Here is a 25,636-nt window from a genome sequence, read left to right as displayed (position 1 = left end):
TCCATGTATCCCCATGGAACGGCAGTGATCGCCTCGGTTTATTGATTTTGGCCGCTTCTTTAATCATCCCCCAGGGGCTGGCGTGGTCCCGTCACTAAAGGAGCTTTTTCAAACTCGTGCTATTGATCGCGATACACCATAAGCGGTCTTCCATTTATTTAGATTCTTGTAAGACATTCTTTTTCGATAGAAAATATCCACCGGCTGCAATGACAACCAGGACGATCCAGAATGTAAGCTTCCATTCCGCTGATTCGGGAAAATGCTTGTTTAAAATACCAAGATTTGGATGTGACAATGTTAACACAGCCAATTTTACCCCGACCCATCCAACGATCAGAAATGCGGCTGTCTCCAAACCAGGATATTTGGCCAACAAACGCACAAAGGTTGTGGCGGCAAAACGCATAATGATTACTCCGATAAGGCCGCCAAGTAACATGACAATAAATTGGCCTCCGTCTATGCCCCCTACTTGAAACCATCCTGTCGGCTTCAATGTAACAGCAAGAACAACCGCTGCAAGCATGGAATCAATCGCAAAAGCAATGTCGGCAATTTCAACTTTAATCACCGTCGGCCAAAATGAGTGGGATTTTTTGTTCTTTACTTTTTCCGGTTTACTTTCATTACCATTAGCCGAATACTTTTTCACAATGTGATGAACAGATAAAAATAATAAATAAGCTGCACCAAGCGCTTGTATTTGCCATACATTAACTAAAAAAGTGATAAGGAATAAGGCGATAAATCGAAAAATAAATGCACCAAACAAGCCGTAAAACAACGCCTTTTTCTGTTTATCCCTTGGCAAATGCTTGACCATGACAGCCATGACGACCGCATTGTCCGCGGCCAAAATCCCTTCCAGTCCCACTAAAATAACCAGGACCCATAAATACTCCAGTAGCATAGAAAAATCCAAAGAAATCCCTCCAATATAGTATAGACATTCCACCGGGCATTTAAAATGGATTTTTCAAGAAAACAAAAAGACCCCTGCCCGATGGGCAAAGGTCTTGCTAGACATTTATCATGCCAACAAAGCCGGTGAAGCGTAACCTTCACGAATTGACGACTTTGTTGCAGATGCAGGTAAACGCATCTGCTGCTACTCCCCTTCACTAAAAGCCAAGCCTATTAAACTATTAGTATTATAAAACACAATGGATCAAATTTCAATGGTTATCATGAGGTTTTTTTATTTTTTTTATTCATTTTTCTTGTTTCCGGGTCAAACAGACTATAAACAACCGGAATAACAAATAAAGTAAGGAAGGTACTGCTGACGAGTCCCCCGATGACCGCTACCCCCATTGGCTGGTTCATTTCTGTTCCTTCACCGATTCCAAGTGCAAGCGGAACAAGCCCCAAAATGGTCGTTAATGCTGTCATCAAAATAGGACGAGCCCTGTCTTTTACAGAAATGACAAGCGCATCGTAGCTTGACATTCCGTCCCTTTTTCGTTGATTTATATAGTCAACGATCACAATGGCATTATTTACGACGATTCCCGCCAATATAATGATACCAATCAATGCTGGTATGCTGAGCGGCATTTGCGCCAAAAATAGCGCAATCATTACACCGATCGCCATAAGTGGCACTGTAAACATGATGACAAACGGATATTTGAATGATTCGAATTGGGCAGCCATGACAATATAGACAAGGATAATGGCCAGGATAAACGCCATCATCATGTCACTGATGGAGTCTTCAAGCAGCTCTGACTCCCCGCTGTATGTGATTTCTGTTCCGTCTTCCAAGTTAAGGTCGGCTATTTTCTCATTAACTCTTTTCGTGATATCTCCTAAATTGGTATCCGTACTGTATTTTACTGTAAATTCCACAGAGTTTTGCTGGTTGATTCGCTGGATTTCAACCGGCCCTTCACCTACTTTGACTGTTGCCACATCTTTTAATTCCGTATAGGTTCCGTCCGGCTTTTTAATCAATACCGTTTTCAGCTTATCGAGATTTCTTGTTACTTGTTCATCGTATTGAACGAAAACCCCATATACATCGGAGTTTTCACCAATTATTTGCGCTGCCTGCACACCGCGTGTTACATCGTTGACGATGGTTGCGATTTGTGCTGGAGCTAGTCCGGCTTCAAACGCTTTTTCCCTGTCAATCGTCATTTGGACTTCCTCAACTGTTTCCGCGGTGCTCGTCATGAGGGATGTCACATGATCCAACTGGCCAAGCGCTTTATAAATTTTATCGGTATTTTTATCTAAACGCTCTTTATCCGTATCGCTCACATTAAATGTCAAGGTTTGTGCTTCCATGCCGGAAGCAGTGTCTACTTGAAACGTAAGTTTCGTTCCTTTTTTTGCCTTCTCCACCTCTTTTTCCAATTCCGACTTAAGATCTTCAACATAATGAAACAGTGATATGTCTCTATCCTCTAGAGATTGCATCTTTACATAAATCTCTGCCGTATTTGCTTTCGAACTGCCTTGGAAGGAGGCTTCCTGAGTAGAACCAATCAAGCTGACATACGTATTGACGGCCTTATCATCTTTTAAGCGGTCCTCAATCAATTTGACAACTTTCTCCGTTTCAGACAAAGCGGCGCCATTTTCCAGCTCCACATTCATGCTGAAAAATCCTTCATCCGTTGGAGGTAAAAACTGCATACCTACTGTTGATATTCCAGCGGCTCCTCCAACAAAGAGCAGTAGAGAGACGAGCAAGACGACGAAGCGGTGCCTTAAGGACCAGCGAATGGAACGGTCCAGCCATCTAAACGTCTTGGACCTGCGTCGCCTTGCCTCATGATTGGCTGGCGGCTTTTTCAACACCCTGCTGGCAAGCATCGGAACAACAGTCAAGGCGACGAATAGTGATGCAAAAAGGCTAAATGAAATGGTTAGAGCGAATTCTTTAAACAATTGACCTAAAAGACCACTGATAAATACAACGGGCAGGAACACGGCAACCGTGGTTAAAGTGGAAGCCGTAATGGCACCTGCGATCTCTTTGGCACCTTCTCTCGCGGCAGTTTTCGGATCTTTTCCCATCGAAAGATGCCGATAAATATTTTCAATGACAACAATGGCATTATCAACAAGCATACCGATGCCAAGCGCAAGCCCACCGAGAGTCATAATATTCAATGCGAAATCCGAAAAATAGATTAAAACAAACGTCACGATAACGGAATAAGGGATCGCAATGCCAATAATGAGTGGACTTTTTACACTTCGTAAGAATAAAAACAATACGAGCATTGCCAGCGCTCCCCCGATGATGAGGGAAGAAGAAATGTTTCCGATAGCAATCCTAATATAATCCCCTTGGTCAAAAAGAATATCTGCTTCAATGTCTTTAAATTGGTCTTTTTGAAGCAATGTTTTTAATTCTTTTTGAAAATCCTTTGAGACGCTTGCTGTATTCGCATCTGATTCCTGCAAAACACTGACTAGAACAGACGGCAATTCATTTGTCCGTGTAATTGTTTTTTCCTCTTGCTTCTGCAGGTTCACAGTGGCCACGTCACGTATCTGAATTTTTTCGCCGCTTGCCGGATTGATTGTAACGGAAAGGTTTTCGATATCTTTAGGAGATTGAAGGCTGCTAATAATGCGTGTTGTCAATTCCTTTCCATCCGTTAACACAGTTTCGCCGGGCATTGACACATTGCTCGCTTGAACCACATTCACAATATCCGACTGGGAGAGCCCATAGTCTCTCAGTTTGTTTTGGTCAAGCGTGATCCGGATTTCTTCAGTTAGCGTTCCGGACACATTCACGCTCGCTACGCCTTTCACTCTTTTCAGTTCCGTTGTTAATTGATCGGCAAGCCTTTTTAAGGAGTCCTCATCCGTATTGGATTTTAGTGAAAGCTGAATGACCGGAAATTGCGATGGATCAAACTTTAATAATCTCGGTTTTTCCGCATCGGCAGGAACCGGAGTCTGATCAATTCTTTGCAGTATATCGTTTTGAACATCATCAATCGAAGTGGACCATGAAAACTCCAACAAAACCAAGTTAGATCCATCCTCGGAAAATGATTGTATATTTTTAATGCCCGGTAGTGTGGATAAGTTTGCTTCCAGCGGTTTAGTAATCTTTTCAACCACTTCCTCCGGACTTGCCCCCTCATAAGACGTCACTACAACGGCAATGGGGGGATTAATATCTGGTATTAATTTCAGCGGAATTTTTAGAAGTGAGACGATTCCGAGTATAACAACGAGAAACATTGTAACGATTGTAAAAACCGGTCTTCTAATCGAAAAATGGCTCAGGTTCACAAAAAGTACTCCTTTCGGTATGTCTAAACACCTTCCATTATATCAATGTATCCTCCAAGTTCATAAACATAAAACATAGTAGTTTTAAACATATTTTCTCACACAAACAAAGCAAGACGCCCAAAGGCGTCTGGTCGCTGCCATCCAACCTTGCCGGTCCAAATGGAATCAGGGATTGTCCGATAAGTAATATTGCTGCTTGAAAATTTCAAAAAAAACCCAAGAATGCTGTATATTCAACTTTCTTGGGTGTTACCTTTTAGTGCAATACTAGACAGCCTCTTTTTGGTGGGACATTTTTATCTTATGAACGAAGTCTTTCGAGGAGTTGGGAGAATTCGACGAATGCTTTTCTCCAACAGCGCTTGGGGACTTTGGCATTCGCAAACGACTTTCGCTTCGCTTTTCAACATGTTCGCCAGTGCATTTTCCCAACATAAAAAGCACCCACCGAATCGCTCAGTGAATGCCTGGGATTATTACTTTACATCTTTTACCGAATGATCCGATGCCGTCACTTTAAGCACGGCTATCCGGTTGCGGTTCGTGGCAATGATGTAAATAGCGGTAAATATAATGGCCAAGGCTATGATGGACCCAAGATTAAACAACCCTTTCTGGGAGTACCATACAATGGCATAACCGATGGAGCCGGTTAACAGCGCATAATACGTAAACGGGAATAATGTTTTTCGAATAACCGTTCCCTCTTTGCCAAGCAAACCAACAACGGCGGATGCGGCTACAACATTATGGACGCAAATCATGTTTCCCGCCGCACCGCCAACAGATTGCAAAGCGACAATCCAAGTCGGATCGACGCCAATCTGTGATCCAACGTCATATTGAAAAAGGGAAAACATCATGTTGCTCACCGTATTGCTTCCTGCAATAAATGCTCCGAGGCCCCCAATAAAGGTGGCAAAAAACGGCCAGTACTCCCCGGCAAGTGCCGCAACACCGTTGGCAAGCTCTATCGGCATTCGTTCATAGCCCGCTTCTCCACCGCCGCTATTCAGAAATACTTGCACCATCGGGACAGTAAAAATGAGAGCAGTAGATGCAGCCAAAGCCGTTTTTCCGGATTGCGCCCACGACCTGTAGTAAGCGCTTCCATTCATTCCATGTAAGAAGTATGTGATGAAAGAAACGATAATGAAAATGGTGCCCGGCGAATAGAGCGGCTGAAAGCTTGCTGTAATGCCCGAATCAAACATATTTTCAAATGCGATTGTCCATGACTGGGCCCACTCCATAAACGGCAAGGTCTTTAATCTGGTCAAAACGAGGAAAATCCCAACTAGAATGTAAGGGGACCAGGCACGAATCATTGACATGGAGCCGCTTTTATGAGCGATGTCTTTTATAACAACTGTTCCTTTCCAATCAGAGTCCCATTTGGATTCATCTTCAAAATTCCATGCCTCTTCTTTCGGGGGCACAAACAGCCCTTTTTTGGCCGCCAATACGACAATGATCAGGCCGACCAATCCGCCCGTCATAGATGGAAACTCGGGACCAAGAACATTTGCTACGATCACGTACGGAATCGTCATGGCAAATGCAGCGAACAACGCAAACTTCCATACTTGAATTCCTTCTGAAAATGATTTGTTTTTACCAAAAAATCGTGTCATGAGCGATACAACAAATAGTGGAACGAATGTGCCGGCTATCATGTGCAAAATGGCCGTCTTGCCGCCAATCACCGTGACCAACTGCAGAAAGTCATTGCTAATGCCGGGGTCTGCCGAGAGCCCTGTTTGAACCCCGACAAGCACCGGGGTTCCCACTGCCCCAAAAGTTACCGGGGTACTTTGAATCACCATGCCCGCCACAACTGCCGCCATAGCGGGGAATCCCAAACCGACAAGGAGCGGAACGGCAACAGCCGCAGGCGTTCCAAACCCGGCAGACCCCTCGATAAAAGAGCCAAATAACCAGGCAATAATGATAACCTGGATTCGCCGGTCTTCCGAAATATCCGTAAATCCTTGGCGAATTGTTTTAATGCCGCCGCTCTCTTGGAGCGTATTCAACAATAAAATGGCGCCAAAAATGATGTATAAGAGGGTAAAGGCGACAACAACGCCATTAATTGTCGCGGCCCCAACATTTGCTCCTGGAACTTGCCACACAAAAAGCGCCAATGCGGCTGCCAGAATATAAGAAATGGGCATAGCCCTGCTGGCAGGCCACCTCAACCCAACAAGAAACACACCTACAGCAAGAATCGGCAATAGAGATAAAAAAGCAAGCAAGCCTGTACTCACCAAAAAACTCCTTTCAAAGTGAATTTTTTATATGCCTTCTTCTTGTGGTGAATGTATTATGGTTATTTTTTCTGAAGTTCTTGTTTTATCTCGGCGCAACGGCCAGGGGTTGGAAACATTTTTCCCGCATTTAACAGATTATCCGGATTAAATACCCGGCGGATATTTATTTGGGCAGTTATTTCATCATCTGTAAAAACGAAGCGCATTTCTTCCTTTTTCTCGATCCCCACACCATGTTCACCTGTAATCGTGCCGCCTGCATCGGCGCATGCCTTTAAACAGGCGCTTCCCGCTTCGATCGCCTTTTCGGTTTCGCCCGGAATCCGCGAATCAAACAGGACAAGCGGATGAAGGTTCCCATCTCCCGCGTGAAAAATATTGGCGATCCTTAATCCATGCTCTTTACTGATGTGATGAATCTTTTTCAATACTTGAGGTAATTTGCTTCGTGGTATAACTCCATCCTGGACGAGGTAATCGTTCGAAATAGCCCCCATCGCTCCAAAGCCTGTTTTCCGGTTCGCCCACCATCTTTCTCTTTCTTGTTCATTTTTGGCCACCCTCACCTCCCTCACATTTCTGTTTCTGCATACTTCTAATATTTGTTCAATCTGTTCCTCGATTCCCGCGGCGATTCCATCGACTTCTATTAATAATACAGCCGCGATGTCCCGGGGATGCCCAACCGGAAAAGCGGCAGACTCCACACCTTCGATCGCGATTTTATCCATCATTTCCAATGCAGCCGGAACAATTCCTGCCGAAATAATGTCGGATACCGCCTGGCTTCCGTCTTCTATCCGGTCAAAATAGGCCAGTACCGTTTGCTTTGATTCCGGATTTTTTAATAGCCTGATTGTAATTTTTGTCACGATGCCCAGCGTTCCTTCAGACCCCGTTAACAGCCCAAGCAAATCATAGCCCGGTTCATCGGGAATGCCGTTTTTTCCAATCTCCATTATCTCTCCATTCGGTAAAACGACCTCCAATCCCAAAATATGATTGGTCGTCACCCCATATTTCAGACAATGTGCACCACCGGCATTTTCAGCAACATTGCCCCCAATCGTACAGCAATATTGACTGGATGGATCAGGAGCATAATAATAATCTTTATTTGCAACAGAACGGGTTAATTGCAAGTTAATAAAACCTGGCTCCACGACCGCTCGCCTATTTTCAAGATCAACACTTAAAAGGCGTTTCATTCTTGTCAAACTGATGATCACTTCTCCATTAAGCGGAATCGCTCCTCCGCTCAAGCCCGTGCCTGCCCCGCGCGCCAAAAACGGTAAATTGTTTTCAGCGCAATATTTGACGACTGCTGCCACTTCTTCTGTATTTTCAGGAAAAACAACCGCCTTGGGCAAAAATCTCTGAATCGTAAAACCGTCACAATCATAAGCGGCCAAATCAACTTTTTTGTATAAAATAGGATTAGGTCCCGATAAAAGAGATGCCAAGTTTTGTATATGAGGATCGGCCACTTTTATGTTTCTTGTTTTCATCATTTCACCCCCTCTTTTTCTTTTTGATAGGCTAAATCAAGCAATTGGACTGTATGAACGATCTCCTGTCGTCGTCCGTGCCTTTGGACACCGAGTGCCATTTGGAGCATGCACCCTGGATTTCCCATAGATATAATGTCCACATCGTGGGGAACATTGCTCATTTTGCTTGCCAATATCGCATCCGCCATTTCGGGATTCGTAATATTATAGATTCCCGCGCTTCCGCAGCAGCGGTCAGCATTGGGCATTTCTACGATTTCCACACCAGGAATAGCCTGCAAAATGTCCCGGGGTTCCTTCGAAATGCCTTGCCCGTGTACCAAGTGGCACGCATCATGGTACGTTACTCGCTTGTGAATTTCGGCTGTTGGTTTTTCGTATCCAATATCATGCAAATATTCCGATATATCCTTTATCTTGTTGGAAAAGACTTCCGCACGTTCTTTCCACTCCTGGTCAAAGCGGAACAACTCGGGATATTCTTTCATCATTGACCCACATCCGGCAGCATTCACCACAATCGTTTCTGTCTCTGCAAATGCTTGAATATTTTGTTTCGCCAGCTTTCTTCCCATTTCCCTATCACCGGCATGAACATGAAGCGCGCCACAGCATGTCTGATTTTTAGGAATCGTCACATCGACTCCATTTCTATTTAAGACATGAATCGTTGCCTCGTTCACATCACTGAACATGATATCCATTATGCAGCCGGTTAACAGGGCGGCTTCACCCTTTTTCTCTGTCTTTGTCTTGATCACGTCTTCATTTTTATATTTCTTTTGAACGGCCTGCTGTTCAATAACCGGCATGATCCCTTCCATTTCAACAAGATGCTTGGGCATTACACGGATCAAGCCGGTTTTTCTTACGACTGTTTGTATCCCGCTTTTTTGATACAGCTTTAACATCCCGCCAATCTTTTGCATTCGAGCGGGATATGGGAACAAGCTTTCCAAAAATAATTTACTCACAATATTTTTCCAGCCTGTTAAAGGCATGGCCTGCCGAATCTGTCCTCTTGCTTCCTCGATCAGCCCGCCCACATTGACATCTGCGGGACACGCCGTAGTACAAGCCCGGCAATCTAAACAATCAAACACTGGATGAACCAAATCCTCATTTACTTCCAGCCTGCCTTCAGCAACCGATTGAATGAGATGGACGCGCCCCCGCGGTGAATGCTGTTCCTGCCCTGTTATTTCATATGTTGGACATGACTCCAAACACATGCCACAGTGTACGCAATCTGCCCACTTATTGGGATCAGGGGGATCTTGCCAAAGATAGTTGCCCAGCCGTATTTCCTCACATGCAGGGGTTTGTTGAGCTTCCCTTTGCTTTTCTGCAGACAATTATATCCCTCCCACAAATCTGTGCCGATTTAATATTCCTTTTGGATCAACCTCTTTTTTCATCCCTTCCAGCAAGAAAAAGTAAGACGGTTTTTCTCCCCAAACTTGAATCTCCTTTCTATAAGATAACGGCAAATGTGTGATAACGGCATAGCCGCCAAGCTGTTCCGCCTTTGTTCTCATCTGGTGAATGGCCGCAACCACTTTCTCTGCCTCTCCATAAAAATTGATTTTGCAGAGCCCATGCCCCAAACCTCCATGAGCCTTGAGTTGTATGTTTTGCGAGTGTTCCAGTTTCATGGTTTCGTTGATAATCTCTACAACGTCCATGTTGACGACGCCTATTTTGACAGCCGCCTGAAAAACGTTTTGACCCTTATTTCCTTTGGAATAAAAGGAATCCCAAAATTGTTTTGTTTCCCCTTCAGACAGTATGGACAGTTCAGAGTCCGAAGGCTTCATTGCCTTGAGCATGTTTTCTTGATAAAGAACCGAACTTTCTACATCTTCAAAGCTGACAACCAAAGTTGTGCATGCATATCCTGTTAATGTAGCGGCCATTGTTGGGTTCAGCAATTCAATGGCAACAGGCTCAATCATGACATCCAAAAGCTGTGAGGCAAATCGGCGTATCTCTTTCATCTGATTAGCCGGGAAACTGATAAAAGCAACGCTTTCGCACTTTGGTAGAGGACGCAACTTAAATGTCACTTCCGAAATAACCCCAAGAGTTCCCATTGAGCCGATAAATAACTTATTCATGTCATACCCCGCTACATTTTTCACCACTTTTCCGCCGGTGCGGATTATTTTTCCATCTGGATAAACGATTCTCATCCCGATGACAGCATCCCGCGCGGCGCCGTATCTAAATCGTTTCGGCCCGCTGTCATTGGCGGCAATCACCCCGCCCACCGTTGCTTCTTCGGGAAAAAAAGGATCGACGGCCACTTTTTGATAATAATCGGCAAGATACTGCTGCAATTCGCCAAATACGGTTCCTGCCCTCACCGTCACGGTCATATCACCTTGAACATGTTCAACAACCCCAGTATAGGATTTTGTCGATATCAATATATCAGCTTGTTCCGTTAAACCGCCAAATCCTCTTTTCGTTCCCGCTCCCATGACAGAAACGGTTTGTCCCGATGTGTTGGCATAAGCCAAAATATCAGCCATTTCCTGCTCAGTTTTGGGGTAAATCGTCACTTTTCCTCCATTGCCAAGATGGAGTTCATCATCTTCCCCATCAAAAATGCGATCTTCAGGAATAACTGCCTTTAAATGAGAGAGAATACTTGCTGTCGTCATTTCATCCACCCCAATCTACGAAGTCCTGTTTTCTCCATTTAATCATTAAAATTCTTTGTATTCAAGCAATTTTTAGAATATACTAAACAGTTTAACCACAAAAAAACTCACCCAAGTAAGGATGAGAAATATACATTGTTTAAAGTGAAACCATTTTTTCCAATCATTCATCATGCCTTTGCCAATTCCACCATCTTCGCGGAAATGCGATCTACAGGCATAATATGATCCACGCACCCCAGTTGAACGGCTGATTTCGGCATACCATAGACAACGCAAGTTTTTTCAGATTCGGCAATGGTTGTCGCGGCGCCTTCCTCTTTGCCTTTTTGCATCCCTTTCGCTCCATCACTGCCCATGCCGGTCATAATAATATAGTGGCGTTTTAACTTTTTCAGCTTGGAAACAGAATCAAATAAAACATCGACAGATGGGCGATGCCCATTCCGTTGCGGCTCCTTGTTCAGCACGATTCGATAGCCATTGATGGTTTGACGGACTTCCATATGATAATCTCCCGGTGCAATATAAACCGTACCACCCCGGATGATTTCATTGTTTTCAGCTTCAGTCACGGTGACATTGGAAATGTCGTTTAATCTTTTCGCCAAATAATGAGTGAATTTAGGCGGCATATGCTGAACAACCAATACCGGACAATGAAAATCAGGCGGGAGCTCAGTAATGACGGTTTCGAGCGCTTTTGGCCCGCCTGTGGATGTCCCGATGGCAAATATTTGGTTAAACGTTGTATTGACAGGACCCGGATGAAGAATGGGATCTTTTTTTATCTTTTTTGCGGGTGCGAATCTACGTTTAGGCCGATCTTTCGAAAGCGGCGCCTTGGCAACCGCTTTGACTTTTGTAAGTAGTTCATCTCTTACACGAAACATATCCACTGAGATAGAGCCCGACGGTTTTTGGATAAAGTCTACAGCTCCGAGCTGCAAGGCTTTAATTGTTTCATATGCTCCCTTATCGGTAAGAGAACTTACCATAAGGGTAGGAGTAGGGAAGTTTTTCATAATTTGCTCAAGTGCTGATAGGCCATCCATTTTCGGCATCTCAATATCCATGGTTATGACGTCAGGCTTAAGTTCTTTTGTTAATTCCATTGCCTCCAGCCCGTTTTTGGCGATCCCGACCACTTCCAGCAAGGGATCTTGATTAATCAGTTCTGAAATGAGTTTACGCATAAACATGGAGTCATCAACAACAAGCACCCTGATTTTTAACACCTGAAACCTCTCCTATACTTTCATATAAAAAAACGTCTCTGTTTCCTTTAACTGATATTTTCCGGGTTGAAAAATCTGCTCGGCCCCTCCGACAAAAAGGTATCCTCCTTTATTCAGCGATCTGCTAAATTTATGAAAAAGATCGTCCTTTGCTTCATCAGTAAAGTAGATTAATACATTCCGGCAAATAATCAAATCAAAACCTCCTGGAAAAGGTTCTGACAATAAGTCTTGCTTTTTGAATTCTACCTTTCTTTTGATCTCATCCCTCACTTTGAAATGGTCACCCGCATCCTGAAAAAAAGATTTGATTTGAGCAGGAGACAGGTTTTTCAATGAGCTTTCCTCATATTCTCCACGTTTTGCTTTATCAAGGACTTTTTGATTAATATCCGTGGCCAAAACCCGAAAATCTTTTACATTGTTGAGGGAAGACAATACCATCGCCGCACTATAAGGTTCCTCCCCAGTTGAACAAGCGGCACTCCAGCAATGAATGACATCATTTTGTGACAACAGCCTGGGAATAATTTTTTTCTCCAGTATTTCCCATCTCATGGGGTTACGAAAAAATTCTGTCACGTTGATCGTCATATGATCTAAAAACTCATCAAATAGAAATTCATTATTGATCATCCCAACGAACAAATCATCGAAGGTGGAAAAGCCCTTTCTTGTTTTAAAAGCAGTCAACCTTCGCTTCATTTGATCCTCTTTATAGAGCTGCAAATCTATATTGGTCCTCTTTTTGATCTTCAGCACAAATTGCTCATAATCTTTCTCCAAATCAATCACTTTTGGCATGGTTTTACCTTCAGCTCCATCGGGATTTTATTCTTCATACAGAAGCGTTAGTTCAATAGATCCCGTATTATTGATGGACAGAGCGGTGTATAAAGCTTTCATCTCTGTTCCTGACACCTCGATAGATTGGCCTACCACTAACGTTGGAGGTGTGATATTCATGGAAAAACCCTTCTCCATAAAAATAGTCATGGCATTGCCACAAATCATATTCCCCAGTTCCAAAAGTGCGCTTTGAGCCATTTGATCCAAGTTTTCAGTCGGCATCCCCATCATTGTAGAAGAGATCTCCAGCCCAACCTGTAAAGGAATTCTAAAAATGATTTGTCCGCGGACATCACCTGTTATGCCTATCATAGCGAGTACATCTTCCGATGTTGGTGTTGCTGCTTGGCTGTTGTCCCCGGTTTCTTGACAAGACATTTGAAATTGTTCAAACACATGTGTTGATGCTTTTAAAAAAGGTTCTAAACTAATTGTATTCATAAGTTCCATCCTCACATTCATTTCTCGCTACCAAAAAAGAGTTACTGAACCTTGTTTACTTTTCACCAATCTTTTTGATAGCTGCACTCATTCTTTGCGGATCAATTGGCTTAACGATAAAATCGGAGGCTCCTGCAATGATGGCATCTTTAACCATTGACTCCTGCCCCATAGCTGATGAAATAAGAACCTTGGCTTTGGGATCAAGTTCCCTTATTTCCTTGGTGGCGGTGATCCCGTCTTTGTTTGGCATCGTGATATCCATCGTAACCAAATCAGGATTTAATTCTTTGTACTTCTCTACCGCATCATTGCCATCAACAGCTTCTCCCACCACTTCGTGGCCAAACTCTTCCAACATCTTTCGTAAAGTCATGCGCATAAAAGCAGCATCATCCACAATTAAAATCCTCATAATTCCATTCCCCTATTCTGATTTCATGTTTATTCGTCATTAACAACCCTGGAAATACCGGCAACTTCCAGTATTAATTCAACTCTACCATCACCCAAAATGGTAGCTCCTGATATATATTTAATTTTGCCGATATATTTTCCTAATGATTTTACAACGATTTCTTGGTTGCCGTGCAGTTCATCCACCATTAAAGCGATTCTTTTTTCACCCAAACCTACAATGACAAGCGGAACCTGCCTGTTATTTCGATCTTTTCTGGGAATCTGTAATAAATCGTTCAACCATACGACAGGTAAAACTTGCTCCCTGATCACCACAATGGATTTTCCTTTTATCGTTTGGATGGAATCCAGAGGTACTCGTACAATCTCCAGGACGTTGCTCATCGGGATGATAAAGGTTCTCTCGCCTATGCCCACAATCAGCCCTGTAATAATCGCCAATGTTAACGGAAGTTTGATTTTAAAAATGGTGCCTTTCCCCAGTTTTGAGTCCAGTTCAATGATTCCATTTAAACTTTCAATGTGGTTTCGGACGATGTCCATGCCCACTCCTCTTCCGGAAACATCACTGACATTCGCAACAGTCGAGAATCCCGGGCGAAAAATTAAATGTATCGCCTCTTCATCTGTCATTGCCTCGGCTTCTTCTGTGGTGATCAGTTCTTTTTTAATGGCGGAAGCTTTTATTTTCTCGGGGTTTATTCCCGCGCCATCATCTTCCACGGTAATGACAACCTGATTTTCCTCGTGGTAGGCATTAATACGTAAAAGGCCCTTTTCAGGCTTATTATTCTTGATTCGCTCCTCAGTGGATTCAAGTCCATGATCCACCGCATTTCGTATTAAGTGGATGAGCGGATCGCCAATCTTTTCAATAACTGTCCGGTCCAATTCTGTTTCTTGGCCTTCAATGACCAAATCTATTTCTTTGTTCAAAGAATGGGAAAGATCACGTACCATTCTCGGGAACCGGCTGAATAATTGACCTATCGGAAGCATCCGAACTTTCATCACGCTTTCCTGGAGCTCTCCGATTACCCGGCCAATGTGATCAGTTACCTGATCCAGTTCTTCAATCGCTTCTGCCCCGGAGTTTTGTCTGCCTAAATCGCTCGCCACTTGTTTGATCCTTGTTTGGTCGATCACCAATTCACCGACCAAGTTCATTAAGTGCTCCAATCGGTCTACATCCACTCGAATCGTCTGTTTCGTCTGTTTCCTCTGCTTTGCCTCATCCTGCCTTTTGCGCGTAACCTTAGGCTTTTTTTCTGCAGATCCGCTATCCGAACGAGTCTTTTTGACTGGTTTGCTTTGCGCTTCGCTCCTTGCAGTAAACGGGACTACACTTACATCTGCAACTTCGTTCATGGATTGAAGCAAGTCTTTGATGTCCTCGGCATCTTGCTGTGTAGCGATCAGGAAGTAAACATTCTGAAAGTCAGCGTCAACTTCGCTGTCCATTGCGGGGAGGGTTTGTATCATCTCTCCCCATGATTGCAACTCATTATAAATTAAAAAAGCACGAACTGATTTCATTCCGCAGTCAGGAGATATTTTTACTTCAACTTGAAAAATACGCAATCCTTTTTCCTTTAAAGCTTGAGCTTTGCGATGCGTTTCCGCGGTGAACAAAGCAGCCGTTTCTCCCTTGCCTTCAGGTTGTCCAGAAGCATTGCCACCACCGGTTCCCTGGGAAAATGATTGCACTTCCTTTATAAGCGGAGCGACATCCGTTCTTTGTTCTTCCTCAGAAACAATTTCATCTTTTAGCTGTCTTAATTGATCGAGACATTTAAACAAAAGGTCAATTAATGCTTCGCTTACATGTAAGCGATTATTCCGGACATGGTCCAATAAATGTTCCATCGCATGGGTTAATTTGGCCATGTCATCGAATCCCATCGTCGCGGAGGACCCTTTTATCGTATGGGCGGCACGGAAAAGCTTTTGGATCACTTCCTTGGATTCTCCATCTTCTTCAAGCGCCAATACTTCCTGATCCATTATTTGCAGTTGTTCGTCCACCTCATCGATAAAAACGCCCAAAAACTCGGTTAAATCGAATGTTTCCATGTTTTTCACCACCTATTGCCCAAGAAGTTCATTTAAATTTAATACAGCAACCAATTCTTCCCCTGAAGTCCCGATTCCACTAATAAAAGATTTATCAATATTACCGTGATCCCCGGACGATGGCTGTAAATCATCAAACGTTGTCACCCGGCTTACTCGGTCGACCACAATGCCTACCATTTCGCCTTCATAGCTGACGACTATAATTCTAGTATCTTTTGTGTATTTTTCTTCAGGCAAGTCAAATCGGTGTCTCAGGCTGATAACCGGAATAACGATGCCTCGCAGATTAATAACTCCTTTTATATATTCTTTGGAGTTTGGGATGACGGTAGTATCCTGCATTTTGATGATTTCTTTTATTTCATTGATTTTGATGCCATATAATTCTTCCCCAATGGCGAAAGAAATATATTTTTCCTGTTGGATCGTTTCCATCGTTTCACCCACTCTCACTCTTCTTTTACAGGCGCTTAAACATTTACTTCTTTTTACAAAATTTCGTTTTTACCTTCATGGCAAAATGTTCACAATGGCGATTGCAAGCCGCTTACTCCAACACTTTCTTTACATCTACATCACTTAGCAGTGTTTCCAAATCCAAGATTGTGATCGTTTGATCATCATGATGATAAACTCCTTTGATCCATTCACTCTGAGATGAGTGAGGGGCAGGGGCTATATACTCTTCCGGCAGAAACTTCACCTGATCCACATCATCTACCACAAACCCGCTTTCCTTGATATTGTTGTTCAAAACGATTATGCGGGTTGTTGACACTAATTCATTTTCCTTTTCCAAAAACATTCGATGCAAGCTAACAATCGGTATGACTTTTTCTCTAAAATGAATGACACCCAAAAACTCGTCTTTTGAATTGGGAACCCATTTCACAGTCCTCATTCTGGTAATTTCAAATACATCTTGAATGGAGATGGCAAAATATTTATCATTAATCGCAAAAACAACATATTGATCATTGATCGGATTCATTCAAACCTCCCCTTTCAAAAAATAAAAACAGAACCCCTACTACTTTTCAAAGGTTCTCCAAATATGTAAAGCGGCAGATTCCACAGAGGTCTTTACGACATACAGGAACATTGACATCCTCTATTCAATATTTATCTCGTGCCTGTTTACAAAACTGGATATCTCATATCATTTTTATCGACATACATGACACTTTCTTTAGAATGCAGGGAGTTTTTTTACTATTCAAACAGTTCGTTTGCACATCTCCATCCGCCCCCTTTAGGCAAACATTCCGCAAACGGCTGTTGGATTGCTGCAATGATTCCCTTAAACACGTCTAATATTTTTGGTGCTTTCATGAACTTGACGAACCCGGCAATCTCGGCAACAAACTTTTCATAGTGAAACAATTCTCAAATCATTTTAAGCCCTAAACACTTCCTTCAAACTCACTATAACGCCTTTTTAAATGAACAATGCTGGCATCCCCCGCCATCTGCCCATTATCCTTACAAAAAGAATAAAGGAAAGTTTACAAGATAATTTTAAAAATACTACATAAAATTTGATAATTCAACGGAAACATGTTATTTTTTACCTAGGCATAAAGACTCATTTTTATTGGCTTTAGAAATTAAAAAAGATCAAGCGGCGGGACGATCGCCCCGTATAGCAAAAAAATATAAAACAAATTCCTTGTAAAACTAAATAATATGATTAACATAGCCGATATAAATAATTGCAGGCAAAATATTAAACATAATAATGTGTATGATGAATCGTATTTTTCATTTCATAAAGCAAGAAGCTGGTTAAAGTGGATCAAGGAATGGGGAGGAAGCAGGATGGCATTGTTCGGTTTGGTAAAAAAAAGTGGCAAATCCGATAAAACAGTAAAAACACTCAAAAGCAGGGGAACGGGTGATATTGACATTCAGGATGCCCGTCTCATAGCCAAAATGAAGATGATCGATTTAAGTAAATCTGATTTGGATATCATCAAAAGCATTCAGCCACTAATCGAAAAGAATATTGATCTATTGGTGAATACTTTCTATGACACTATTTTAAATCTTGATCATTTAAAAGAAATGGTTCTAAAACACAGTACGGTGGATAGACTAAAAAAGACGTTAAGAAGACATATGATTGAATTGTTTGACGGCAATATTGACAAGAATTTTATCAATAAAAGACTGAAGGTAGCCAATATACATTTTAAAATAGGGCTTGAACCTTCTTGGTATATGGGGGCTTTCCAAAATATACAAAATTCACTTACCCAGATTATTTTTAAAGAAGTGCAATCCAAAGGGGAGCTTCTGAGCGTGATTGACGCGGTGCAAAAGGTATTGAGCTTTGAACAACAAATTGTGCTTGAAGCATACCATCAAGAACAAATGGAACAGTTAAGCGTTCAGTTCGAAGAAGGGAAATCCTACTTGAAAAATAAAATGACAGCTGTCAGTGAAGACCTTGTGGCACTTGCTGAGCAAAATCAGGCTTCTGTTGAAACGTTAAGCATAAGCATTGATGAAGTCAATCAAACAACGGCTGAAAGTAACGAAAAAGCCATATTGGCTAGAGACTTTGCCAGTGATGGCCAAAACAATTTAAATGAACTCCTTGAAAAGATCAACTTTATGGAAGAACTGTCAAAGGAAATGATTGAAAGTATCCATAAGCTGGGAGAGTCTTCCGAAAAAATCTCAAATGTCATATATATGGTCCAAGATATAGCCGAACAAACAAACGTCTTGGCTTTAAACTCCGCCATAGAGGCGGCAAGAGCCGGAGAACATGGCAGGGGATTTGCTGTACTTGCCCAGGAAGTGCAAAAGCTTGCTGAACAAACAAAAGATTCCATTACTCAAATACATGAATTAATCACCACTTCCAACAACCATAAAGAGCGGGTCATCGAATCTTTGGAACAGGTGGAAAACGCAGTGCAATCCGGTATTACCTCTTCAAGAGACACCTATGAATCGTTCCAAAAAATAGTCCAGTCCGTACAACAAAACAGCATTACCGCAACGGAAGTGCAAGAACAAGTAAAAGTTCTAATCAAAGTTGTAAAGGAAATTGAACATGCGACTTCGATCGTGGCCGAATCTGCCGAAGAATTGAATGAAGCAGCCATAAAGGCGTAAAATAGAGCTGACTGCTGCTTGATCATGACTATTGAAGGCAGGAACCTGAATTGCACCCCAATTGTGAGATGCGCGTCTGACAATTGGCGGTGCTTTTATTATGTCTATATGTAGAGGCAAGGCCGTATAAAACCGTTACAAAACGATCGTGCTGGAAATGAAGAAACCCATTGAGTCGGCTGAAATATGAGTGACAGGTGAATGAAAAGGATGTGAAAATTTCCATTGAATTTCAGAAATGAACTCGGCCACCTCTTTCTTATGAAAATAAAGCCTTATACAAATGAAACCGCATGAAATCAAATGTAAAAACCTTGATTTCATGCGGTTTATTTTCACGATTGGACAAACAGCAATTCGTTTTCAACTTATGGTCGAACCTCTCACTTTCCACCTTCCGGCTTCTTGATTTTAGCGCGGTGTTCCAAAAATCCGGTTCCGAGCACGACCCCGACCACAATCAACAAAAACCCGATCCATTGGATGGAATAAATTTTTTCTCCGAGAAATACAGCAGCCCCAACCAACGAAAAGAAGGGAGACAAGTTAAGAAAAAGAGCAGCCTGGCCTGCTCCAATTCTCTGAATGGCATAGTTATACAAAAGATGGCCCATTGCCGTCGCAATGGAACCAGACGCAAAAAACACGAGCCAGGCCATGAGAGTCCCCGTTTTCAAGGAAGCCAATCCTTCAGGTTCAACCGTGACGCTAAGGACGAATAACATAACGGATCCCATCAACATGGACAACCCCGTCAAAGATTGCGAACCTACCGAGTTTGCCATTTTATTAATTAAAATAAAACTGGCCGCTTGAGTAAGAACGGCGAGAAAAATGAATATATCCCCAATGGAAAATTGCAATGCCGCTCCCGGCTTGGCAAGCATGATCAAAGCCACTCCCGAGAACCCAAAAACCAAACCAAGAATCCGAAAAACCGTCAGACGGTCGCCAAGAAAAAGAGCAGCCGCGACGGTCGTAACAATGGGCACCGAGCCAAGAATCAAGCCTCCATTGGCCGCGCTTGTATACTTTAGTCCGACAGATAAAAAAGCATGGTGGCCAAGAACTCCAAAAACAGCAACACACGCAATCATCAGTATGTTTTTAAATGAAAGCCTTTGAATTTTATTGCGATAAAATAGCAACGGCGAGAGTGTTAAAAAAGCGAGAAAAATGCGTAAAGACGTAATTGTCACCGGAGAGAAGTGGCTGACGATAATTTTAATCGCAGTGACATTAAACCCCCAAACGATCATGAGTACAAATAACAAAATGTATAGCAAAAAGCTGTTCATCTGATACCGCCTGCCAATCCGTCATCGTTCAATTTCCTATATCATACTACCACACTATTGGATAGAAAGACTATTTATTTACCCGGACGCCTTGGGAAACCATCCATACGAGATACATAAACAGAAAATATCCAATCGTCGAATACCAATGATGCCAGCTTTCTGTATGCCGAAGTAATCCGGCGGATTCCGCCAACATTTCAAATACCGCGGCTGCAAGACCCAATCCCAAGTAGAAAAGACATCTTCCCTTCCTGGACATGTGCTTTCCCATATACAAAAACAGTAACGTGAATAACGGCAAAGCAACCAGTGTAAAAAACACATCGATAGGAAAAACATCCGAAAACGGCCGTTTGGGAAACTCATATAACCCTTTACCAACCAATAACAAATCCAAATATGTCGCGATAAGGCAGCCAAATACAATCGCCGTAAAATAAGAAGGCCTCCTATTTCGAAAATGCTGTTTTGGCGGAGGCCGCAAACTCGAGATTTTCCAGCGTTTCACAGTAATCATCTTCTATGTCCCCACTCTTTTTTTCATGATCTTTTTCCAAGTAGTAGATGACGTCCCAGCGATTAAACCAGTCCCCTTCTTCCGCATCTTCTTGAACAACATTTTTCCAGGCAAATTCCAGTCTTGGGCTATAAAATCGTGGAAATCCTTTTTTCAATTGGCATTTCTTTAATCTTTTATAAATAGTGCCCGGCAACCCTTCATGCACATCGTTGAAAAGATGCGGCCAATAGTCTTTCCTTGATCCTGTATGCGGCTGGGCGATACACCATCCCAACACCTTTCGCCACAAACGCTGGTCAGAAAATAACAGACGATATAAGTGCTTACCAAGTACAATGCGTTCATGAAGCGAGCCGAAATAATCAAGTGTCATTCCGACAAGCGCGGTTCCTCCTTCATGATCCGGCTCTGAATACGGAAACAGAATATGGTTGAATGAAAGCAGTTCCTGTAAAAGAAATTCAAACGTATAAAGTACTTTCTCTTGATACACCGGATTTTTTACAACTCGCTTTTCTAGATAACTCTGTTCATTGATGACCTGGGCAATCGCCAACGTATAGCTGTCTCCTCTATTCCAAAAGTCATTCCACACTACTTCCATAAAAACGGATACATGCAAATAGGGCAACAAATAAAATAAATTCCTATTTTGTTTCACGGATTCCGCATAAAGTAGAAACTGGGGATAGATGTCCTGGAAGATGAGCCAATTTCCCCTCTCTAAAAAAAGGAAATAGTCTTCCCTCCGTCTTTCATTTAATAGCTTTACAAGCAATTCTCCTTTTAGATCCGTCATATTCCAACCACCGTTCCGAGAAACGACATGACCTAAAAAAGCCCAATGGATTTCCGGGTAATGCAGATAAAAATTCAGGTAAGCCATTGTTCTTGTCACATTATTGAGATTTAAAGCGGCGGTTTGGGCTTTTATTTGCTCCAACAGCATCTTGTCTTTACTCGGCAAGACTGCCGATTCGCAAGATGAAGGGGTACCCTCTTTTTTCTTCAATTGATTTTTCATGGGGATAAGATGGTCAGAGAGCTTTTTTTTCGTTAGTTTTTTTTTAACAAAAAACTCCTTCACCCCCAAACCGCATTCTTTTTCCCCGCAAGAATAAATATGAAACATACACATAGCAAGCAAGGAGTTGGTTTTAATTGAAATTTGAACACGTTGAGATGACCATCCGGCGCATCACCGAAGAGCTGAAAGCCCGCCAATCTTCTGATGGGTCGTGGAATTTCCCTTTTGAAACGGGGACTTCCACCGACGCGTATATGATTATTTTATTAAGGACGCTGGAAATAAATGATGAAGATTTAATCCGCGAATTGACTCAACGCCTCCTCAGCAGGCAAGAAAAGAATGGGGCATGGAAACTTTATTACGATGAAGGAGACGGAAATTTAACGGCTACAGTGGAAGCATACTATGCACTCCTTTATTCCACCTATTATTCGACATCAGATCCACAAATGCGGGCAGCCAAAAAGTTTATTGTCAAGAATGGCGGAATTCAAAAATCCCATATGTTTACAAAAATAATGCTTGCGTTAACCGGACAATATCAATGGCCGGCTTTTTTCCCCATACCCGTAGAATTGATCTTGCTTCCCCTCTCTTTTCCAATCCATTTTTATGACATTTCAGTATTTGGCCGGGCCAACCTCGCCCCCATCATGATTTTGGCAACAAAAAAATACAGTAAAAAAACAAAATACAGTCCAGATCTTTCGCATTTATTTACATCCAGATCGAGTGATTTCTATTCAAACGAAGAGCTCCGAAAGCTGAAAACAATCGCCGATTATATGGAAAAAGCGGTTAAATACCTCATCGGCCTGCCATTTCAGCTTCGCCAATCGGCCATTGAGCGAACAAAGCAATATATGCTTACACACATCGAACCGGATGGCACGTTAAACAGCTACTTCAGTGCCACTTTTCTCATGATTTTTGCTTTGCTTTCGCTTGGTAGCCGAAAAGATGCCCCCCTCATTACCAAAGCGATTGACGGCTTAAAAAGAATGAGATGTACTATCAAGGGTCACACCCATATGCAATACACAACAGCCAATGTGTGGAATACCTCTCTCATTTCATTTGCCATGCAAAGCGCGGGAATTTCACCATCAGATCCCGCTATCCAAAAAGCGAACAGGTATTTACTGGAGAAACAGCATATCAAATTCGGCGATTGGGCTATTCGTAATTCCGGTGTTATGCCCGGTGGATGGGGTTTCTCGGACATCAATACATTTAACCCGGATGTGGATGACACTACTGCATCTTTGAGGGCGCTGTCCGCTACGGTCCAATCTGCCACAATTCGGGAATCATGGAACCGCGGTGTGTCATGGAGTCTTTCCATGCAAAATCGTGATGGCGGCTGGCCGGCATTCGAAAAAAATATCGATAAAAAGATATGGAACCTGCTCCCGATCGAAGGAAACAAGTTTCTCATTTCAGATGCCAGCAGTGCGGACCTGACCGGAAGGACACTTGAGTTTCTCGGTCATTATACGAATTTGCCGAAAAAACACCGAATTGTAAAGAACGGAACAAACTGGCTTCTTACCAACCAGAGAAAAGACGGCACCTGGTATGGCCGCTGGGGAATTTGCTATATATATGGAACATGGGCGGCAATGACCGGCCTTTTGGCAGCTGGGATAAATCCGGAGGAAAAACATATTCAAAAAGCGCTGCATTGGTTGAAGCACATTCAAAATGAAGACGGCGGCTGGGGGGAATCTTGTCATAGTGACCAGAAAAATCAGTATATACCCCTAGGAGCAAGCAACATTACTCAAACTTCCTGGGCGTTGGACAGTCTCATTGCTGCCGAAGCCAAACCTTCAAGGGAAATCAATTTCGGCATCGATTATCTATTACAAAAATACGACCAAAAGGACTGGACGGATGACTATCCCGTCGGTCAGGGTATGGGCGGCGCATTTTATATCCATTATCACAGTTACCGCTACATCTTTCCTTTAATAAGCTTAACGAACTACGTAAAAAAGTATAAAAATCAATGAAAATGCCCATTTGAACTATTTTGAAACAGGAAAAACACCTTCAAAGTGTCAAATTTAAGGGTGTTCAACTGTTCATTTCCATTAAAGACAGATGAATTCTTTGAACGCGAATAAATACAGGGCGTCATGATATTTGAAAAAGAGCCGCCAAACGCCGCCGTAACTCGGATGTTGAGCAGCCTTGAAGGTGATTTATCCCGCATGTAAGGTGCCATATACACCACTTCAAGACCTGAGTTGATACAAAAGGTCTAAGTGGAAGAAAACGGCACTTAAATGCCCGATTCGTTCAACTAACATTCAGTAGGAGGTGGAAGAAAACGCCTGCTGAATGAAGATTCACTTTATATAAGATGGATATTATTGATGTAATAAAACCAAATATTTGAACCATTACCTCACGTGATTTCAAGTATTAAAAAGCATTTATCACCACAGAAAGAAAATCGCTATGGCTTGATGATGAAAGGGCATTTCCTGCAAAATATAGGAAATTTTGCTACACTTAGGTTATCTAGTGTCACGAAATGATTCACTAACTGGCGGAATTATAGAATATAGAGAGAATTGATAAGTATAGAAATTGACCTTTCTTGAGGGAGCGGATAGAGTGCTTTTAGATTCTGTTGAAAAACCTTTGAGTAACTTGCGTGAAGAAAATGGAACAGGAACAATAATAAAGGAGTATATACAAATTAACGGAGTAAGACAAGGAATCATCATTGAATCTTTAAATAAAGGAAACCCATTATTATTATTTTTACATGGCGGGCCTGGATTTCCTGTCTATCCTATTATTAAAGCTCACGATATTAGGCTTGAGCAATTTTTTGACGTCTGTTACTGGGATCAAAGAGGAGCAGGAATGTCTTACCATGTTAAAGACGCTAAAAAACAACTAACGGTTGAACAGTTAGTTGACGATACGATACAAGTAATAAACTATTTGAGAAATAAATATTCACAAGACAAAGTTTTTCTGCTTGGACATTCATGGGGCACTTTTCTTGGGAGCCTTGTGGCAAGAGACAAACCTGAGCTTTTCCACGCCTATATTGGTATTGGTCAAATAGGGTCAGCAAAAGAATCTGAAAAAGAGACCTATCACTTTATCTTGCAAACCGCGATAGCTAAACGTGACAACCGTGCGCAAAAACAAATAGAAAAAGTTGCATTTAACGATACATATTACAAAAATCGTTCATATGGTGCTATTAGAGAAAAGTTTACAAACAAGTATGGAGGTGGGTTTAAGCGTACCGGGTATTCACATTTTAAAATACTAAAACATGTTTTTACTTGCCCACATTATTCTTTTCAAGAACGAATGAATATTTTCCCAGGGAGTATTTACAGCTATCAGTCATTAGGTCATATCATGGCTACAACCGATTTAGTAGAACTTATTCCAACACTCAACCTCCCTGTCTTTATACTCCAGGGTGTCCATGATTATCAAACAACATACACCCAAGCTAAACGCTTTTATGACTCAATTGAAGCTCCATACAAGAAAATGTACACTTTTCATCATTCCGCACACGCTCCTTTTATTGAGGAGGAAGAGCGCTTTTATACGATTATGCAGAATGATGTTTTGGAAATTATGAAAAGGTAATGACAAATTGATCTATTTGAGAAAATAACAGTAAAAATCCTAACGGTGCTTTTGCGGGAAAAAGAATGTCGATATGGCAGTTTCCTAGCGTAATTAAAATATTGCTTGAGCGGGTACATCTAGAAAAACCTAAAATAGCTTTTACAATTATGATTGTTTTGAATACAAGAAATATCTTTAAGGATTGTTTATGGCAAACTAATAATGTAGGGATTGGCATTTAATTTATGTATGGCCCGTAGGGCATACATAAATTAAATACGCCACTTGCCAACTCCTC

20 protein-coding genes are annotated in these 25,636 nt (G+C 42.1%); 3 read left to right on the top strand and 17 right to left on the bottom strand.

Annotated elements, in window-relative coordinates:
- Positions 1-154: 154 nt before the first annotated feature.
- From JOC94_RS19085 to JOC94_RS19020, 14 genes are all read right to left on the bottom strand, one after another.
- On the bottom strand, positions 155-925 hold the full coding sequence (locus JOC94_RS19085; RefSeq protein WP_077109365.1) for a TerC family protein: 771 nt from the start codon (positions 923-925) through the stop codon (positions 155-157).
- A gap of 263 nt (positions 926-1,188) precedes the next feature.
- A complete protein-coding gene (locus JOC94_RS19080) occupies positions 1,189-4,269 on the bottom strand; it encodes an efflux RND transporter permease subunit (protein ID WP_205180096.1) in 3,081 nt (1,026 codons plus the stop codon).
- Positions 4,270-4,748: 479 nt separating this feature from the next.
- Complete coding sequence (locus JOC94_RS19075) at positions 4,749-6,542, bottom strand: L-lactate permease (RefSeq protein WP_205180094.1); 1,794 nt, start codon at positions 6,540-6,542, stop codon at positions 4,749-4,751.
- A gap of 62 nt (positions 6,543-6,604) precedes the next feature.
- Positions 6,605-8,056 (bottom strand): FAD-linked oxidase C-terminal domain-containing protein, encoded by a 1,452-nt coding sequence (locus tag JOC94_RS19070; protein ID WP_408021937.1) that lies wholly within the window; start codon positions 8,054-8,056, stop codon positions 6,605-6,607.
- Positions 8,053-9,411 (bottom strand): (Fe-S)-binding protein, encoded by a 1,359-nt coding sequence (locus tag JOC94_RS19065; protein WP_077109361.1) that lies wholly within the window; start codon positions 9,409-9,411, stop codon positions 8,053-8,055. Before JOC94_RS19065 ends, JOC94_RS19070 begins: the two co-directional genes overlap by 4 nt.
- Positions 9,412-10,722, bottom strand: a complete 1,311-nt coding sequence (locus tag JOC94_RS19060) for an FAD-binding oxidoreductase (protein ID WP_077109360.1) — start codon at positions 10,720-10,722, stop codon at positions 9,412-9,414. It lies immediately after the preceding gene.
- A 170-nt stretch (positions 10,723-10,892) separates the two neighbouring features.
- Entirely contained in the window at positions 10,893-11,960 is a 1,068-nt protein-coding gene (locus tag JOC94_RS19055) for a protein-glutamate methylesterase/protein-glutamine glutaminase (protein WP_077109359.1), read from the bottom strand.
- A 12-nt stretch (positions 11,961-11,972) separates the two neighbouring features.
- Positions 11,973-12,764 (bottom strand): CheR family methyltransferase, encoded by a 792-nt coding sequence (locus JOC94_RS19050; RefSeq protein WP_077109358.1) that lies wholly within the window; start codon positions 12,762-12,764, stop codon positions 11,973-11,975.
- A 27-nt stretch (positions 12,765-12,791) separates the two neighbouring features.
- Complete coding sequence (locus JOC94_RS19045) at positions 12,792-13,250, bottom strand: chemotaxis protein CheX (protein WP_077109357.1); 459 nt, start codon at positions 13,248-13,250, stop codon at positions 12,792-12,794.
- A 55-nt stretch (positions 13,251-13,305) separates the two neighbouring features.
- Positions 13,306-13,665, bottom strand: coding sequence for a response regulator (locus JOC94_RS19040; protein WP_077109356.1), 360 nt, complete (start codon positions 13,663-13,665; stop codon positions 13,306-13,308).
- A 29-nt stretch (positions 13,666-13,694) separates the two neighbouring features.
- Entirely contained in the window at positions 13,695-15,743 is a 2,049-nt protein-coding gene (locus tag JOC94_RS19035; protein ID WP_077109355.1) for a chemotaxis protein CheA, read from the bottom strand.
- Positions 15,744-15,755: 12 nt separating this feature from the next.
- Positions 15,756-16,193, bottom strand: coding sequence for a chemotaxis protein CheW (locus JOC94_RS19030; protein WP_253191817.1), 438 nt, complete (start codon positions 16,191-16,193; stop codon positions 15,756-15,758).
- 100 nt (positions 16,194-16,293) lie between these two features.
- Entirely contained in the window at positions 16,294-16,737 is a 444-nt protein-coding gene (locus JOC94_RS19025; RefSeq protein WP_077109354.1) for a chemotaxis protein CheW, read from the bottom strand.
- A 221-nt stretch (positions 16,738-16,958) separates the two neighbouring features.
- Positions 16,959-17,129, bottom strand: coding sequence for a hypothetical protein (locus JOC94_RS19020; protein WP_205180092.1), 171 nt, complete (start codon positions 17,127-17,129; stop codon positions 16,959-16,961).
- Positions 17,130-17,564: 435 nt separating this feature from the next.
- Between JOC94_RS19020 and JOC94_RS19015 the strand changes: the two genes are divergently transcribed.
- Positions 17,565-18,872: a globin-coupled sensor protein gene (locus JOC94_RS19015; RefSeq protein WP_077109353.1), complete on the top strand. Its 1,308-nt coding sequence runs from the start codon at positions 17,565-17,567 to the stop codon at positions 18,870-18,872.
- Between the two features lie 383 nt (positions 18,873-19,255).
- Here the strand turns inward: JOC94_RS19015 and JOC94_RS19010 are convergent, their stop codons facing one another.
- From JOC94_RS19010 to JOC94_RS19000, 3 genes are all read right to left on the bottom strand, one after another.
- Positions 19,256-20,170 (bottom strand): DMT family transporter, encoded by a 915-nt coding sequence (locus JOC94_RS19010; RefSeq protein ID WP_077109352.1) that lies wholly within the window; start codon positions 20,168-20,170, stop codon positions 19,256-19,258.
- Positions 20,171-20,240: 70 nt separating this feature from the next.
- The gene (locus JOC94_RS19005; RefSeq protein WP_077109351.1) at positions 20,241-20,690 is read right to left on the bottom strand and encodes a CBO0543 family protein; all 450 of its coding nucleotides are present in this window, start codon (positions 20,688-20,690) and stop codon (positions 20,241-20,243) included.
- Complete coding sequence (locus JOC94_RS19000) at positions 20,623-21,717, bottom strand: DUF2515 family protein (RefSeq protein ID WP_077109387.1); 1,095 nt, start codon at positions 21,715-21,717, stop codon at positions 20,623-20,625. Before JOC94_RS19000 ends, JOC94_RS19005 begins: the two co-directional genes overlap by 68 nt.
- 158 nt (positions 21,718-21,875) lie before the next feature.
- On the opposite strand from JOC94_RS19000, the gene shc reads away from it, so the two are divergent.
- Positions 21,876-23,738: a squalene--hopene cyclase gene (gene shc / locus JOC94_RS18995; protein WP_077109386.1), complete on the top strand. Its 1,863-nt coding sequence runs from the start codon at positions 21,876-21,878 to the stop codon at positions 23,736-23,738.
- Positions 23,739-24,348: 610 nt separating this feature from the next.
- Positions 24,349-25,356 (top strand): alpha/beta fold hydrolase, encoded by a 1,008-nt coding sequence (locus JOC94_RS18990; protein WP_171973758.1) that lies wholly within the window; start codon positions 24,349-24,351, stop codon positions 25,354-25,356.
- Positions 25,357-25,636: the final 280 nt, after the last annotated feature.

The organism is Siminovitchia thermophila (assembly GCF_016909185.1).
Classification (GTDB): domain Bacteria; phylum Bacillota; class Bacilli; order Bacillales; family Bacillaceae_C; genus Siminovitchia; species Siminovitchia thermophila.
This window is presented reverse-complemented; position numbering and strand designations above follow the sequence as displayed.

Coding starts and splice junctions, on each gene's coding strand:
- JOC94_RS19005 (WP_077109351.1), bottom strand. CDS start 20,690: ATGATTACTGTGAAACGCTGGAAAATCTCGAGTTTGCGGCCTCCGCCA.
- JOC94_RS19070 (WP_408021937.1), bottom strand. CDS start 8,056: ATGATGAAAACAAGAAACATAAAAGTGGCCGATCCTCATATACAAAAC.
- JOC94_RS19050 (WP_077109358.1), bottom strand. CDS start 12,764: ATGCCAAAAGTGATTGATTTGGAGAAAGATTATGAGCAATTTGTGCTG.
- JOC94_RS19000 (WP_077109387.1), bottom strand. CDS start 21,717: ATGAAAAATCAATTGAAGAAAAAAGAGGGTACCCCTTCATCTTGCGAA.
- JOC94_RS19045 (WP_077109357.1), bottom strand. CDS start 13,250: ATGAATACAATTAGTTTAGAACCTTTTTTAAAAGCATCAACACATGTG.
- JOC94_RS19035 (WP_077109355.1), bottom strand. CDS start 15,743: ATGGAAACATTCGATTTAACCGAGTTTTTGGGCGTTTTTATCGATGAG.
- JOC94_RS19040 (WP_077109356.1), bottom strand. CDS start 13,665: ATGAGGATTTTAATTGTGGATGATGCTGCTTTTATGCGCATGACTTTA.
- JOC94_RS19060 (WP_077109360.1), bottom strand. CDS start 10,722: ATGACGACAGCAAGTATTCTCTCTCATTTAAAGGCAGTTATTCCTGAA.
- JOC94_RS19010 (WP_077109352.1), bottom strand. CDS start 20,170: ATGAACAGCTTTTTGCTATACATTTTGTTATTTGTACTCATGATCGTT.
- shc (WP_077109386.1), top strand. CDS start 21,876: ATGACCATCCGGCGCATCACCGAAGAGCTGAAAGCCCGCCAATCTTCT.
- JOC94_RS19025 (WP_077109354.1), bottom strand. CDS start 16,737: ATGAATCCGATCAATGATCAATATGTTGTTTTTGCGATTAATGATAAA.
- JOC94_RS19015 (WP_077109353.1), top strand. CDS start 17,565: ATGGCATTGTTCGGTTTGGTAAAAAAAAGTGGCAAATCCGATAAAACA.